This is a genomic window from Kitasatospora sp. NPDC056181 (genome assembly GCF_042266225.1).
GTDB lineage: Bacteria > Actinomycetota > Actinomycetes > Streptomycetales > Streptomycetaceae > Kitasatospora.
Map to the genome: position 1 here is coordinate 1 of NZ_JBHJUK010000121.1, position 14,952 is coordinate 14,952.

13 protein-coding genes are annotated in these 14,952 nt (G+C 71.4%); 11 read left to right on the plus strand and 2 right to left on the minus strand.

Annotation, left to right across the window (positions count from 1 at the left end; genetic code table 11):
* Nucleotides 1-56 precede the first annotated feature (56 nt).
* Nucleotides 57-710 (minus strand): MBL fold metallo-hydrolase, encoded by a 654-nt coding sequence (locus tag ACFC1F_RS33015; protein ID WP_376163889.1) that lies wholly within the window; start codon nucleotides 708-710, stop codon nucleotides 57-59.
* A 51-nt stretch (nucleotides 711-761) separates the two neighbouring features.
* Nucleotides 762-1,520, minus strand: a complete 759-nt coding sequence (locus ACFC1F_RS33020) for a maleylpyruvate isomerase family mycothiol-dependent enzyme (protein WP_376163891.1) — start codon at nucleotides 1,518-1,520, stop codon at nucleotides 762-764.
* A 269-nt stretch (nucleotides 1,521-1,789) separates the two neighbouring features.
* Here ACFC1F_RS33020 and uvrA point away from each other — a divergent pair, with 269 nt between their 5' ends.
* The 11 genes from uvrA (at nucleotide 1,790) to ACFC1F_RS33075 (ending at nucleotide 14,902) form a co-directional block, all read left to right on the plus strand.
* Nucleotides 1,790-4,690, plus strand: coding sequence for an excinuclease ABC subunit UvrA (uvrA, locus tag ACFC1F_RS33025; protein WP_376163893.1), 2,901 nt, complete (start codon nucleotides 1,790-1,792; stop codon nucleotides 4,688-4,690).
* Between the two features lie 127 nt (nucleotides 4,691-4,817).
* A complete protein-coding gene (locus ACFC1F_RS33030) occupies nucleotides 4,818-5,276 on the plus strand; it encodes a Rieske (2Fe-2S) protein (protein ID WP_148642548.1) in 459 nt (152 codons plus the stop codon).
* A gap of 66 nt (nucleotides 5,277-5,342) precedes the next feature.
* Nucleotides 5,343-7,448, plus strand: a complete 2,106-nt coding sequence (gene uvrC / locus ACFC1F_RS33035; protein ID WP_209411689.1) for an excinuclease ABC subunit UvrC — start codon at nucleotides 5,343-5,345, stop codon at nucleotides 7,446-7,448.
* 124 nt (nucleotides 7,449-7,572) lie between these two features.
* On the plus strand, nucleotides 7,573-8,451 hold the full coding sequence (gene rapZ / locus ACFC1F_RS33040; protein ID WP_148642546.1) for an RNase adapter RapZ: 879 nt from the start codon (nucleotides 7,573-7,575) through the stop codon (nucleotides 8,449-8,451).
* A gap of 64 nt (nucleotides 8,452-8,515) precedes the next feature.
* Nucleotides 8,516-9,661 (plus strand): uridine diphosphate-N-acetylglucosamine-binding protein YvcK, encoded by a 1,146-nt coding sequence (gene yvcK / locus ACFC1F_RS33045; protein ID WP_376163894.1) that lies wholly within the window; start codon nucleotides 8,516-8,518, stop codon nucleotides 9,659-9,661.
* Nucleotides 9,652-10,632: a DNA-binding protein WhiA gene (whiA, locus tag ACFC1F_RS33050; protein WP_209411690.1), complete on the plus strand. Its 981-nt coding sequence runs from the start codon at nucleotides 9,652-9,654 to the stop codon at nucleotides 10,630-10,632. The genes yvcK and whiA overlap by 10 nt, the downstream gene beginning before the upstream one ends.
* A gap of 310 nt (nucleotides 10,633-10,942) precedes the next feature.
* The gene (gene gap, locus ACFC1F_RS33055) at nucleotides 10,943-11,947 is read left to right on the plus strand and encodes a type I glyceraldehyde-3-phosphate dehydrogenase (RefSeq protein ID WP_209411691.1); all 1,005 of its coding nucleotides are present in this window, start codon (nucleotides 10,943-10,945) and stop codon (nucleotides 11,945-11,947) included.
* A gap of 142 nt (nucleotides 11,948-12,089) precedes the next feature.
* Nucleotides 12,090-13,295, plus strand: a complete 1,206-nt coding sequence (locus tag ACFC1F_RS33060) for a phosphoglycerate kinase (protein ID WP_376163896.1) — start codon at nucleotides 12,090-12,092, stop codon at nucleotides 13,293-13,295.
* A gap of 4 nt (nucleotides 13,296-13,299) precedes the next feature.
* A complete protein-coding gene (gene tpiA, locus ACFC1F_RS33065; RefSeq protein WP_209411693.1) occupies nucleotides 13,300-14,085 on the plus strand; it encodes a triose-phosphate isomerase in 786 nt (261 codons plus the stop codon).
* 87 nt (nucleotides 14,086-14,172) lie between these two features.
* Nucleotides 14,173-14,409: a preprotein translocase subunit SecG gene (secG, locus tag ACFC1F_RS33070; RefSeq protein ID WP_376163898.1), complete on the plus strand. Its 237-nt coding sequence runs from the start codon at nucleotides 14,173-14,175 to the stop codon at nucleotides 14,407-14,409.
* A 157-nt stretch (nucleotides 14,410-14,566) separates the two neighbouring features.
* Entirely contained in the window at nucleotides 14,567-14,902 is a 336-nt protein-coding gene (locus tag ACFC1F_RS33075; RefSeq protein WP_079135914.1) for an RNA polymerase-binding protein RbpA, read from the plus strand.
* Nucleotides 14,903-14,952: the final 50 nt, after the last annotated feature.

Here is a 14,952-nt window from a genome sequence, read left to right on the forward strand (position 1 = left end):
GTCCCCCCCCCCGGCCGGGTGGGGGGCCCCGCCGTCGTTCCCGGTGGCCGGGGCGGTCACCAGCCGCGCTCGCGCCACTCCTGGAGGTGCGGGCGCTCGGCGCCGAGGGTGGTGTCGTTGCCGTGGCCGGGGTAGACCCAGGCCTCGTCCGGCAGGACGTCGAAGATCTTCTCGTTGACGTCCCGGTAGAGGCTCTCGAAGGCCGCCGCGTCGCCCCACGTGTTGCCCACCCCGCCCGGGAAGAGGCAGTCGCCGGTGAAGACGTGCGGGTGGCCCTGCGGGTCGTCGTAGACCAGCACGATCGCGCCGGGGGTGTGGCCGACCAGGTGCCGGGCGGTCAGCTCCACCTGGCCGACCCGGAGGGTGTCGCCGTCCGCGAGCCGCAGCTCGGTGGGGACGTCGATGCCCTCGGCGTCGTGCTCGCCGGCGGCCGTGCGGGCGCCGGTGGTGGCGACCACCTCGGCGAGCGCCGCCCAGTGGTCGTGGTGGCGGTGCGTGGTCACCACGGTGGCCAGCTCGTCGCCGACGGTCTCCAGCAGCACCGGCGCGTCGGCGGCGGCGTCGATCAGCAGCTGCTCGTCGGTGGCCCGGCAGCGCAGCAGGTAGGCGTTGTTGTCGTACGGCCCGACGGCCACCTTGGTGATGATCAGATGGGCCAGCTCGCGCACGTCCGGCGGTCCGCCGACCTTGACCGCTCCGTGGTACGTCATCCGTCCGCTCCTCGTCAGGTCGCTACAGGGGTCAGGATCATCCTCGCGCCGTCAGCCCAGCGGGGGAAGCGGGGGCAGCGCGGCGCGGCCGTCGGCGAGCTGGACACCGCCCCGGTGGACCTGGAGCCCGTCGCCGTCCGAGCGGCCGGAGAGCCAGGCGAGCAGTGCGCGGACCGGGCCCTCGACGACCAGCCCCGGCCCGCCCGAGCCGATCGCGCCGCGGTCCTCGGTGTCGTCGGCGACCAGCTCGACGGCCGGCAGGGCGGCGTCGGCCAGCCTGGCGGCGATCCTGCGGAACTCGGCCACCGCGAAGGCCTCCGGCCAGTGCGCGGGGGTGTAGCCGGCGTCCAGGTCGACGTGGTGGTACTCGACCTCGGCGAGGCGCTTCCACGGGATGTCGCAGGCCGGGAAGACGTAGCCGGTACGGTGCCGGACGTCGGCGCTCCACGCCTCGCCGGGCAGCAGCGCGGCGGCCTCGGCGAAGCGCCGGTCGCTCGCCTCCAGGTCGGCGAGCTGGACGTCCACCGGGCGGGGCGCGCCGTCCTCGATCTCCTGGTCGCGGGCCTCGTTGCTCGCGTACTGCGGGATGTCGGTGCCGGTGCGGGCGCCGTTCAGCAGGTTGACCAGGGAGTCGGCGTTGCGGGCGAGGTGGGCCAGGACGTGGCCCCTGGTCCAGCCGGGGAGTGCGGACGGCTCGGCGACGGCCTCGGGCTTCAGCTCGGAGACGGTGTGCAGCAGGTGCCGGGTGCTCTCCCCGACCAGGGCGAGCCGGTCGGCTGCGAGGGCGGCGGCGGTCTGCGGGTCGGTCATCGGGTGGGCCTTCTCTTCGGAGGCGGTGCGTTGCCCCGGTGGGGCTCCGCTCGTTGACCAGCTGACGCTACCTCCGAACCCCGGCCCTGAGCAGGGCCTTTTCGGACCGGGTACGGACGGCCCCGAGGCCGCCGTCACTCGTTCGGGTGGACCTGGCTGGACAAGCTCGATAATCGAACGCGTGAGCTAGTAGGCTGGCTGCCGCATCCTGGAAGAAGAACACCTCACTTTCACCAGCCATCTCGCCCCGGAGAAAGGCGCCAGAAGCAGTGGCCGACCGGCTCATCGTCCGCGGTGCTCGCGAGCACAACCTCAAGAACGTCTCGCTCGACCTGCCCCGCGACTCCCTCATCGTCTTCACGGGCCTCTCCGGGTCCGGAAAGTCCTCGCTGGCCTTCGACACGATCTTCGCCGAGGGGCAGCGCCGGTACGTCGAGTCGCTGTCCTCCTACGCCCGCCAGTTCCTGGGGCAGATGGACAAGCCCGACGTCGACTTCATCGAGGGCCTCTCCCCGGCCGTCTCGATCGACCAGAAGTCCACCAACCGCAACCCGCGCTCGACCGTCGGCACCATCACCGAGGTCTACGACTACCTGCGCCTGCTGTTCGCCCGGATCGGCAAGCCGCACTGCCCGCACTGCGGCCGCCCGATCGCCAAGCAGTCCCCGCAGGCCGTCGTGGACAAGGTGCTGGAGCTCACCGAGGGCACCCGGTTCCAGGTGCTCAGCCCCGTGGTGCGCGAGCGCAAGGGCGAGTTCGTCGACCTCTTCGCCGACCTCCAGTCCAAGGGCTACGCCCGCGCCCGGGTGGACGGCGAGACGGTCCAGCTCGCCGAGCCGCCCAAGCTCAAGAAGCAGGAGAAGCACACCGTCGAGGTGGTCATCGACCGCCTGACCGTCAAGGAGAGCGCCAAGCGCCGCCTGACCGACTCGGTGGAGACGGCCCTGCGGCTGAGCGGCGGCATGGTGGTGCTCGACTTCGTCGACCTCCCGGAGGACGACCCCGAGCGCGAGCGGATGTACTCCGAGCACCTCTACTGCCCGTACGACGACGTGTCGTTCGAGGAGCTGGAGCCGCGCTCGTTCTCCTTCAACTCGCCGTTCGGCGCCTGCCCGGACTGCTCGGGCCTGGGCAACCGGATGGAGGTGGACCCGGAGCTGGTCGTCCCCGACGACGAGAAGTCGCTGGACGAGGGCGCCATCCACCCGTGGTCGGGCGGCCACACCAAGGAGTACTTCCAGCGGCTGATCGACGCCCTCGCCGGCGAGCTGGGCTTCCGCACCGACATCCCCTGGGCCGGGCTGCCGGCCCGCGCCAGGAAGGCGCTGCTGTACGGGCACAAGCACCAGGTCGAGGTCCGCTACCGCAACCGCTACGGGCGGGACCGCTCGTACACCACGGGCTTCGAGGGCGCCGTCCCGTTCATCCAGCGCCGGCACACCGAGGCGGAGAGCGACTCCAGCCGGGAGCGCTTCGAGGGCTACATGCGCGAGGTGCCCTGCCCGACGTGCGAGGGCACCCGGCTCAAGCCGGTCGTGCTCGCCGTCACCGTCGAGGGCCGGTCGATCGCGGACGTCTCGGCCATGTCGATCAGCGACTGCTCGGACTTCCTCGGCGCGATGAAGCTCAACGCGCGGGACAAGCAGATCGCCGAGCGCGTCCTCAAGGAGGTCAACGAGCGGCTGCGCTTCCTGGTCGACGTCGGCCTGGACTACCTCTCGCTCAACCGCGCGGCCGGCACCCTCTCCGGCGGCGAGGCCCAGCGGATCCGGCTCGCCACCCAGATCGGCTCCGGCCTGGTCGGCGTGCTCTACGTGCTGGACGAGCCCTCCATCGGCCTGCACCAGCGCGACAACCACCGCCTGATCGAGACGCTCGTCCGGCTGCGGGACATCGGCAACACCCTGATCGTCGTCGAGCACGACGAGGACACCATCAAGATGGCCGACTGGGTGGTCGACATCGGCCCCGGCGCCGGCGAGCACGGCGGCAAGGTCGTGCACTCCGGCTCGCTGAAGCAGCTGCTCGGCAACAAGGAGTCGCTGACCGGCCAGTACCTCTCCGGCAAGCGGTCCATCCCGATCCCGGCCGCCCGCCGCGACCGGGACCGGAAGCGCCAGCTGACCGTCCACGGCGCCCGCGAGCACAACCTCAAGGACGTCACGGTCGGCTTCCCGCTCGGGACGTTCACCGCGATCACCGGCGTCTCCGGCTCCGGCAAGTCGACGCTGGTCAACGACATCCTCTACACCCACCTCGCCCGGGAGCTGAACGGCGCCCGCAGCGTGCCCGGCCGGCACACCCGGATCACCGGCACCGACCTGGTGGACAAGGTGGTGCACGTCGACCAGTCGCCGATCGGCCGCACCCCGCGCTCCAACCCGGCCACCTACACCGGCGTGTTCGACCACGTCCGGCGGCTCTTCGCGGAGACGCAGGAGGCCAAGGTGCGCGGCTACCTGCCGGGCCGCTTCTCGTTCAACGTCAAGGGCGGCCGCTGCGAGAACTGCTCCGGCGACGGCACCATCAAGATCGAGATGAACTTCCTGCCCGACGTCTACGTGCCGTGCGAGGTCTGCCACGGCGCCCGGTACAACCGGGAGACGCTGGAGGTCCACTACAAGGGCAAGTCCATCGCCGAGGTGCTGGACATGCCGATCGAGGAGGCCCTGCACTTCTTCGAGGCCGTCCCCGCGATCGCCCGCCACCTGAAGACGCTCAACGACGTCGGCCTCGGCTACGTCCGGCTCGGCCAGTCCGCGCCGACGCTCTCCGGCGGCGAGGCGCAGCGCGTCAAGCTCGCCTCCGAGCTGCAGAAGCGCTCCACCGGCCGGACGGTCTACGTCCTGGACGAGCCCACCACCGGCCTGCACTTCGAGGACATCAGCAAGCTGATCAAGGTGCTCTCCGGCCTGGTGGAGAAGGGCAACACGGTGATCGTCATCGAGCACAACCTCGATGTGATCAAGACCGCCGACTGGATCGTCGACATGGGCCCCGAGGGTGGTTCCGGCGGCGGCACGGTGGTCGCCGAGGGCACCCCGGAGCAGATCGCCGCCGTCCCGGAGAGCCACACCGGCAAGTTCCTGCGGGACATCCTCCCGGGCGAGTTCGCCGACGCCCCGGTGGCGGTCAAGGCCCCGCGCAAGCGGGCCGCCGCGAAGAAGTAGCCCCGCCGGCCCTACCGTGCGGCACCGCTCACCGGCCGCCCCCACCCGTGGGGGCGGCCGGTAAGGGCCGCATAGAATTCCCGGCGACCCCAGCAGCCGAGCCCGCCGCCAGACCAGGAGCGCACCCATGTCCGAGGCACCCGAGAGCCCGCAGGCCGAGAGCCCCGCCACCTCCCGCCGCACCCTGCTCTGCGGGGCCGCGGCCGTGCTCGCCGCCGGCGGCGGCACGCTGGCGGTCTCCGGCTGCTCCTCGTCCTCCTCCGGCTCCTCCGGCACCCCTGCCGCCAAGACCCCGGTGGACGTCGGCCCGGCCTCCGCGGTGCCGGTCGGCGGCGGCACCGTCTACCGCGACAAGAAGATCGTGGTGACCCAGCCGGCCGAGGGCCAGTACAAGGCCTTCAGCGCCAAGTGCACCCACGCCGGCTGCATCGTCGACCAGGTCAAGAACCAGAAGATCCAATGCCCCTGCCACGGCAGCATGTTCGGCATCACCGACGGCGCCGTGCTCGACGGTCCCGCCCCCACCCCGCTGCCCGAGTACACGGTGGCGGTCGAGGGCGGGAACCTCAAGGTGACCCCGAGCTGAAGCAGTTGATCTCCGCCCGGTCGATCTCCCCTCCGCACGCCCGGCCCGACTCGGTACGGTGGACCCATGGCTGACCCGTCCACCTACCGCCCGGCCCCGGGCGCCATCCCGGTCTCGCCGGGCGTCTACAAGTTCCGCGACGCCCACGGTCGGGTCATCTACGTCGGCAAGGCCAAGAGCCTGCGCCCCCGGCTGTCGTCCTACTTCCAGGACCTCGCCGGGCTGCACCCGCGCACCGCGACGATGGTCACCACCGCGGCCTCGGTGGAGTGGACGGTGGTCGCCACCGAGGTCGAGGCGCTCCAGCTGGAGTACTCCTGGATCAAGGAGTTCGACCCCCGCTTCAACGTCAAGTACCGCGACGACAAGAGCTATCCGGAGCTGGCGGTCACCCTCAACGAGGAGTACCCGCGGGTCCAGGTGATGCGCGGGGCGCACAAGAAGGGCGTGCGCTACTTCGGCCCGTACGGGCACGCCTGGGCGATCCGCGAGACGGTCGACCTGCTGCTGCGCGTCTTCCCCGTCCGGACCTGCTCCAACGGCGTCTTCAAGCGCGCCCGCCAGGTCGGCCGGCCCTGCCTGCTCGGCTACATCGGCAAGTGCGCCGCGCCCTGCGTCGGCAAGGTCTCGGCCGACGAACACCGGGCGCTGGCCGAGGACTTCTGCGACTTCATGGCCGGCCGCACCGGCAACTACCTGCGCCGGCTGGAAGAGCAGATGCAGGAGGCCGCCGCGGAGATGGAGTACGAGAAGGCGGCCCGGCTGCGGGACGACATCGGGGCGCTCAAGCGCGCGATGGAGAAGAACGCCATCGTGCTCGCCGACGCCACCGACGCCGACCTGCTCGCCGTCGCCGAGGACGAGCTGGAGGCCGCCGTCCAGATCTTCCACGTCCGCGGCGGCCGGGTCCGCGGCCAGCGCGGCTGGGTCACCGACAAGGTCGAGGACGTGGACACCGCGGGCCTGGTCGAGCACGCGCTCCAGCAGCTCTACGGCGGTGCCGGCGGGGACGAACGGAGCGAGGCCGTCCCGCGCGAGGTGCTGGTCCCCGCGCTGCCCGAACCGGTCGGCCCCGTGAAGGAGTGGCTGAGCGGCCTCCGCGGCGCCCAGGTGGACCTGCGCGTCCCGCAGCGCGGCGACAAGAAGGACCTCATGGCCACCGTGCAGCGCAACGCCCAGCAGGCGCTGGCACTGCACAAGACCAAGCGCGCCTCCGACCTCACCACCCGTAGCCGGGCCCTCCAGGAGATCGCCGACGCGCTGGAGCTGGACTCCGTCCCGCTGCGCATCGAGTGCTTCGACATCTCCCACCTCCAGGGCGAGGACGTGGTCGCCTCGATGGTGGTCTTCGAGGACGGCCTGGCCCGCAAGAGCGAGTACCGGCGCTTCCAGATCAAGGGCTTCGAGGGCCAGGACGACGTCCGCTCGATGCACGAGGTGATCACCCGCCGGTTCCGCCGCTACCTCCAGGAGCGCGAGCAGACGGGGGAGTGGGCCGTCCCCGAGGCCGACGACCCGGTCGCCGCCACCGCGGACGCGGCCGGCCAGGAGGCCCCCGACGGCCAGGAGGCGCCCGCCGGGCCGGTCGACCCGGAGACCGGCCGCCCCCGCCGCTTCGCCTACCCGCCGCAGCTGTTGGTCGTCGACGGCGGCCAGCCGCAGGTCGCCGCCGCCAGGCGCGCCCTGGACGAGCTGGGCATCGACGACGTCGCCCTCTGCGGCCTGGCCAAGCGCCTGGAGGAGGTCTGGCTGCCCGGCGAGGACGACCCGGTGGTCCTGCCCCGCAGCAGCGAGGGCCTCTACCTGCTCCAGCGGGTCCGCGACGAGGCGCACCGCTTCGCCATCACCTACCAGCGCGCCAAGCGTTCCAGGCGACTCACCGCCGGGGAACTGGACTCAGTCCCCGGCCTCGGAGAGACTCGCCGCCAGGCGCTGCTCAAGCACTTCGGCTCGCTGAAGCGGCTCCGCGCGGCCACCGTCGACGAGCTCTGCGCCGTCCCCGGCATCGGACGCCGGACGGCGGAGACTGTTGCGGCAGCGTTGTCCTCCCGTACACCCGCGGCACCGGCTGTGAACACCGCCACCGGCGAGATCATCGATGACAGCGCCGACGTGGCCGGCCCGGCGGCCGGCGCGGCGCCCCAGGCAGCAACGTCCCAGGAGACGCCATGACGGCCGACGCCGCCCGTCAGCCGGCGCGCCCCGAGCCCACTCGTCCGAGTGAGCCGGGGAAGCGTGCCCGCGCGACGCGCGTTCTCCTCAGCAGAACCACCGAGAGCGGGGAACCGAAGTGACGATGTCAGACGCGGGAGAGAACGCCCCGGAGCTGGTGATCATCTCCGGCATGTCCGGAGCGGGTCGCTCCACCGCGGCCAAGTGCCTGGAGGACCTGGGCTGGTTCGTGGTGGACAACCTGCCGCCGGCCCTCATCCCGACCATGGTCGACCTCGGCGCCCGCTCCCAGGGCAACGTGGCCCGGATCGGCGTCGTGGTGGACGTCCGCGGCCGGCAGTTCTTCGACGACCTGCTCACCTCGCTGGACGAGCTGGAGAAGCGCGGCGTCCGGCTGAGCGTCGTCTTCCTGGACTCCTCCGACGACGCCCTGGTCCGCCGCTTCGAGAGCGTGCGCCGCCCGCACCCGCTCCAGGCCGACGGCCGGATCGTCGACGGCATCGCCCGGGAGCGCGACCTGCTGCGCGACCTGCGCGGCGAGGCCGACCTGGTGATCGACACCTCCAACCTCAACGTGCACCAGCTGCGCGCCAAGCTGGACGCCCAGTTCGCCGACCACGACGAACCCGAGCTGCGCGCCACGGTGATGTCCTTCGGCTTCAAGTACGGCCTGCCGGTCGACGCCGACCTCGTGGTGGACTGCCGCTTCCTGCCCAACCCGCACTGGGTCCCCGAGCTGCGCGCCCGTACCGGCACCGACGCCGACGTCGCCGACTACGTGTTCCAGCAGCCCGGGGCCAACGAGTTCCTCAACGGCTACGCCGAGCTGCTGCGCATCATCACCGAGGGGTACCGCCGCGAGGGGAAGCGCTACATGACGCTTGCCGTAGGCTGCACCGGTGGCAAGCACCGCAGCGTCGCGATGTCCGAGCGCCTGACGAAGCGTCTCATCGCGGACGGAGTGGAAACCGTGCTCGTCCACCGTGACATGGGACGGGAGTAGCCGCCGCGCCCCTGCCGGGCCGCCGGCGGAGGCCGGCGGCGGGCAAGAGGAACGCGAGGTAGGTGTGACGGGATACGTGCCCGGGCGGCAGCTCCAGAACAAGACCGCCGACCGGACGGGGGTCCCGCCGCGCGCCGCGGCGCCCGGCAGGCCGCGGACCGGGCAGGCCCGGACCAACCCGGCCCGCCCGGGCCCGGCGCGCACCAGTCAGGCGCCCCGGTCCAACCAGGCCCCCCGGATCACCGCCCTCGGCGGCGGCCAGGGCCTCTCCGCCTCGCTCTCTGCCCTGCGCCGGCTCACCACCGACCTCACCGCCGTGGTCACGGTGGCCGACGACGGCGGATCCAGCGGCCGGCTGCGCGAGGAGCTCGGGGTGCTGCCGCCGGGCGACCTGCGCAAGGCGCTGGCCGCGCTCTGCGGCGACGACGACTGGGGCCGCACCTGGTCCGAGGTGATCCAGCAGCGCTTCACCGGCACCGGCGAACTGGGCGGCCACGCCGTCGGCAACCTGCTGATCGTCGCGCTCTGGGAGAAGCTCGGGGACCCGGTCGCCGCCCTGGACTGGGTGGGCCGGCTGCTGAACGTCCAGGGCCGGGTGCTGCCGATGTCGGCGGTCCCGCTGGACATCGAGGCGATAGTCCGCGGGCACGACCCGGCCCGCCCCGGAGAGGTCTCCGCGGTGCGCGGCCAGGCCAGTGTCGCCGCGACGCCCGGCACCGTGGAGTCGGTCCGGCTGCTGCCGGACGAGCCCCCGGCCGCCCCGGAGGCCGTCACCGCCGTCCGCGAGGCGGACTGGGTGGTCCTCGGCCCCGGTTCCTGGTTCACCAGCGTGCTGCCCCACCTGCTGGTGCCCGAGCTGGCCAAGGCGCTCACCGAGACCCGGGCCCGTCGGCTGCTCACCCTGAACCTCGCCCCCCAGCCCGGCGAGACGGAGGGCTTCACCCCGCAGCGTCACCTGGAGGTCATCGCCGACCACGCACCCACCCTCGCGGTGGATGCGATCCTGGTGGACGAGCGCGCCGTCACCGGCGGCGCCTTCGGGCAGGCGGACCTGGCCGGCCTGGAGAAGGCCGCCGAGCGGATGGGCGCGGCCCTGGTGCTCGGGCGGGTGGCCCGTACCGACGGGACGCCGCGACACGACCCGGAGCTCTTGGCCGCCGCGTACGACCGGATTTTCCGGACACATGGAAGGATCGGGCCATGGCGATGACTCCAGCGGTGAAGGACGAAATCAGCCGGCTCCCGGTCACCCGGGCCTGCTGCCGCAAGGCGGAGGTCTCGGCGATCCTGCGTTTCGCGGGCGGGCTGCACATCGTGAGCGGCCGCATCGTGATCGAGGCGGAGCTGGACACCGGCGCGGCGGCGCGCCGTCTGCGCAAGGACCTGCTGGAGATCTTCGGACACTCCTCGGACCTGGTCGTGATGGCGCCCGGCGGTCTGCGCCGCGGCAGCCGCTACGTGGTCCGGGTGGTCAAGGACGGCGAGCTGCTGGCGCGCCAGACCGGACTGGTGGACGGCCGCGGGCGGCCGATCCGGGGCCTGCCGCCGGCCGTGGTCTCCGGCGCCACCTGTGACGCCGAGGCGGCCTGGCGCGGGGCGTTCCTCGCGCACGGCTCGCTCACCGAGCCCGGCCGCTCCTCCTCGCTGGAGATCACCTGCCCCGGCTCCGAGGCCGCCCTCGCCCTGGTCGGCGCCGCCCGCCGGCTCGGCATCCCGGCCAAGGCCCGCGAGGTGCGCGGCGTGGACCGGGTGGTGATCCGCGACGGCGACGCCATCGGCGCGCTGCTGACCCGGCTCGGCGCCCACGAGTCGGTGCTCGCCTGGGAGGAGCGCCGGATGCGGCGCGAGGTGCGGGCCACCGCCAACCGCCTGGCCAACTTCGACGACGCCAACCTGCGCCGCTCGGCCCGCGCCGCGGTGGCGGCCGGCGCCCGGGTGCAGCGCGCGCTGGAGATCCTCGGCGACGAGGTGCCCGAGCACCTGGCCGCCGCCGGTCAGTTGCGGATGCAGCACAAGCAGGCCTCGCTGGAGGAGCTGGGCGCGCTGGCCGACCCGCCGCTGACCAAGGACGCGGTGGCCGGCCGGATCCGCCGGCTGCTGGCGATGGCCGACAAGCGGGCCTCCGAGCTCGGCCTGCCGAGCACCGAGGCCAATCTGACCGACGAGATGGCGCTCAACTAGGGGGCCTTGACAGCGATCGCGGATCGTGGTGGAGAACGGCCGGTACCCGGAATCCCGGGTACCGGCCGTTCCGTGTCCGAACCGCCGACGGCGGAGCCCCTGGCGGGGTGTCCGGGATGTGGGACCAACTTCCTGCGGGGGGAGGGGTGGAAGTCCTGTTCGTGGCCCCTTGACACGCCACGCCAGGGTCTTTGACCCGGCCTGATGTGCCCCGGCACGCCTCGGAGGGGTAGGGTCGTAGGCGGTCGGGGACATCCCAAATTCCACCCCGTCGGCATAGTTCCGGCGTACCTAACGAGGAGATCGGTTCGTGACGATCCGGGTAGGCATCAACGGATTCGGCCGCATCGGCCGCAACTTCTTCCGTGCGGTCAAGGCCCAGGGCGCAGACATCGAGATCGTCGGTGTCAATGACCTGACCGACACCAAGACCCTGGCGCACCTGCTCAAGTACGACTCGATCCTGGGCACCTTCCAGGGCGAGGTCTCGCACACCGAGAACAGCATCACCGTCGACGGCAAGACCTTCAAGGTCATCGCCGAGCGTGACCCGGCCAACCTGCCCTGGGGCGAGCTGGGCGTGGACATCGTCATCGAGTCCACCGGCATCTTCACCAAGGCCGAGGCGGCCAAGAAGCACGTCACCGCCGGTGCCAAGAAGGTCATCATCTCGGCGCCCGCCACCGACGAGGACGTCACCATCGTCATGGGCGTCAACGACGACAAGTACGACGCCGCCAAGCACACCGTCATCTCCAACGCCTCCTGCACCACCAACTGCGTGGCGCCGCTGGCCAAGGTGCTGAACGAGAACTTCGGCATCGTCAAGGGTCTGATGACCACGGTGCACGCGTACACCAACGACCAGGTCACCCTGGACTTCCCGCACAAGGACCTGCGTCGCGCCCGCGCCGCCGCCCTCAACATCATCCCGACCTCCACCGGTGCCGCCAAGGCCACCGCGCTGGTGCTGCCCGAGCTGAAGGGCAAGCTGGACGGCACCTCGCTGCGCGTCCCGGTCCCGACCGGCTCGATCACCGACCTGGTCGTCACCCTGGAGCGCGACGTCACCGTCGAGGAGGTCAACGCCGCCTTCCAGAAGGCGTCCGAGGGCTCGCTCAAGGGCATCCTGCAGTACACCGAGGACCCGATCGTCTCCTCCGACATCGTGAACTCGCCGTTCTCCACGATCTTCGACTCGCTGATGACCATGGTCCAGGGCAACCAGGTCAAGGTCTTCGGCTGGTACGACAACGAGTGGGGCTACTCGAACCGCCTCGTCAACCTGACCAGCCTCGTCGGTGGCCAGCTCTGACGCAGCGGGAGCTGACGTGAAGTAAGGGGGAGGGCCCGGAAGGCTTCGACGCCATCCGGGCCCTCGTCTGCGCACCCTCAACTCCCCTTTGACGGCCCGCCGTTGTGCCGTCCTTGCTCCACCCCCCAGGAGACGGAAGACCGTGAAGACCATCGAAGACCTCGACGTCGCCGGCAAGCGCGTATTCGTTCGCGCGGACCTGAACGTCCCGCTGTCCGGCGGCACGATCACCGACGACGGCCGGATCCGTGCCGTCGCGCCGACCATCGCCAAGCTCGCCGAGCGTGGCGCCAAGGTCGTCGTCGCCTCCCACCTCGGCCGCCCCAAGGGCGAGCCGGACCCGCAGTTCTCCCTCGCGCCGGTGGCCGCCCGCCTCGGCGAGATCCTCGGCAGGCCGGTCTCCTTCGCGGCCGACACCGTGGGCGAGAGCGCGAAGGCCACCGTCGCCGCCCTGGCCGACGGCGAGGTCACGCTGCTGGAGAACCTGCGCTTCAACGCCGGCGAGACCAGCAAGGACGACGCCGAGCGCGGCGCCTTCGCGGACGAGCTGGCCCTGCTGGCCGACCTGTACGTGGGCGACGGCTTCGGTGCGGTGCACCGCAAGCACGCCTCCGTCTTCGACCTGCCGGCCCGCCTGCCGCACGCCGTCGGCGACCTGATCGCCACCGAGGTGGGCGTGCTGAAGCGCCTCACCGAGGAGGTCGAGCGCCCGTACGTCGTCGTGCTCGGCGGCTCCAAGGTGTCCGACAAGGTCGGCGTGATCGACAACCTGCTCGGCAAGGCCGACCGCATCCTGATCGGCGGCGGCATGGCGTACACCTTCCTGTACGCCCTCGGCAACGAGGTCGGCATCTCGCTGCTGCAGAAGGACCAGGTCCCCGTGGTCCTGGACTACCTGAAGCGCGGCGAGGAGAACGGCGTCGAGTTCGTGCTGCCGGTGGACGTCGCGGTCTCCGCGAAGTTCCCCGACACCAAGACGCACGCCCCGGTCGAGGACTTCGCGATCGTCGCCGCGAGCGAGATCCCGGAGGACAAGGAAGGCCTGGACATCGGCCCGAAGACCCGCGAGCTCTTCGCGGCGAAGCTGGCCGACGCCGGGACGGTGTTCTGGAACGGTCCGGTGGGCGTCTTCGAGCACCCGACCTTCGCCGAGGGCACCAAGGCAGTCGCGCAGGCGCTGCTCGACAGCGACGCGTTCACCGTGGTCGGTGGCGGCGACTCCGCCGCGGCCGTCCGCATCCTGGGCTTCGACGAGACGGAGTTCGGGCACATCTCGACCGGCGGTGGCGCGAGCCTCGAGTACCTGGAGGGCAAGACCCTCCCCGGTCTCGCCGCCCTGGAAGGCTGAGGCAATGACTGAGCGTCTCCCGCTGATGGCGGGCAACTGGAAGATGAACCTCAACCACCTTGAGGCCATCCAGCACACCCAGAAGCTGGCCTTCGCGCTGGCCGACAAGGACTACGAGTCGGTCGAGGTCGCCGTCCTGGTGCCGTTCACCGACCTCCGTTCGGTGCAGACCCTGGTCGACGGCGACAAGCTGAAGATCAAGTACGGCTCGCAGGACATCTCGCAGCACGACTCCGGTGCGTACACCGGCGAGGTCTCCGGCCCGATGCTGTCCAAGCTGAAGTGCACCTACGCGGTGATCGGCCACTCGGAGCGCCGCCAGTACCACGGCGAGAACGAGGAGATCGTCAACGCCAAGGTGAAGGCCGCCTACCGCAGCGGGGTCACGCCGATCCTCTGCATCGGCGAGCCGCTGGACATCCGCAAGGCCGGCACCCACGTCGAGTACACGCTGGCCCAGCTCGACGGCGCCCTGCAGGACGTCCCGGCCGCGCACGCCGAGTCCATCGTCGTCGCGTACGAGCCGGTCTGGGCGATCGGCACCGGCGAGGTGGCGACCCCCGAGGACGCCCAGGAGGTCTGCGCCGCGATCCGCGTGCGGATCGCCGAGCTGTACGACGCCGAGCTGGCCGGCAAGGTCCGCGTGCTGTACGGCGGTTCGGTCAAGTCGTCGAGCGCGGCCGGCCTGATGGCCAAGCCCGACGTCGACGGCGGCCTGATCGGCGGTGCCTCCCTGGACGCCGACGAGTTCGTCAAGATCGTGCGGTACCGTGAGCAGGCAGTAGGCTAACGCCGCCGCAGCAACGTAGGCTTTGGGGCCGGACCGCTCAGCGCGGCCCGGCCCCTTCGCCGAAGATACGAGAGAGTTGGTCCCGTCGTGGTTATCGGGTTCTCGATTGCCCTGATCATCTTCAGCCTGCTGATGATCCTCCTGGTGCTGCTGCACAAGGGGAAGGGCGGCGGCCTTTCCGACATGTTCGGTGGCGGCGCGATGTCCACCGGCGGCGGTTCGGCGGTGGCCGAGCGCAACCTGGACCGCATCACGATCATTGTCGCCGTCGGCTGGTTCGCATGCATCGTCGTGCTCGGCCTGGTGCTCAAGTACAAGAGCTGACATATCTCTGACGCCTCGTCGCCCCGCGGCCTATGCTGGAACGGTCCGGGGCGGAGCCGGTGGTCGTGGATCCTTAACTCCTGCTTACACTAGGACGACTTTCGCCACCGACGCGCACCGCGGCGGGTCGGCGCACCAGCACGCAGGGAGTCAGACCGTGGCAAGTGGCAACGCCATCCGTGGCAGCAGGGTCGGAGCCGGCCCGATGGGGGAGGCGGAGCGCGGCGAGTCCGCCCCGCGCAACCGGATCACCTTCTGGTGTGCCAACAAGCACGAGACCCGCCCCAGCTTCGCCGCGGAGGCGGTCATCCCGGACACCTGGGACTGCCCGCGCTGCGGTTTCCCGGCCGGCCAGGACGAGCACAACCCGCCCGCCCCCTCGCGCAACGAGCCGTACAAGACCCACCTCGCCTACGTGCGCGAGCGGCGCACCGACGCCGACGGCGAGGCGATCCTCGCCGAGGCCCTGGCGAAGCTGCGCGGCGAGATCTGAGACCTGACAACACGAAGGGCGCCACCGTTCTCCGACGGTGGCGCCCTTTC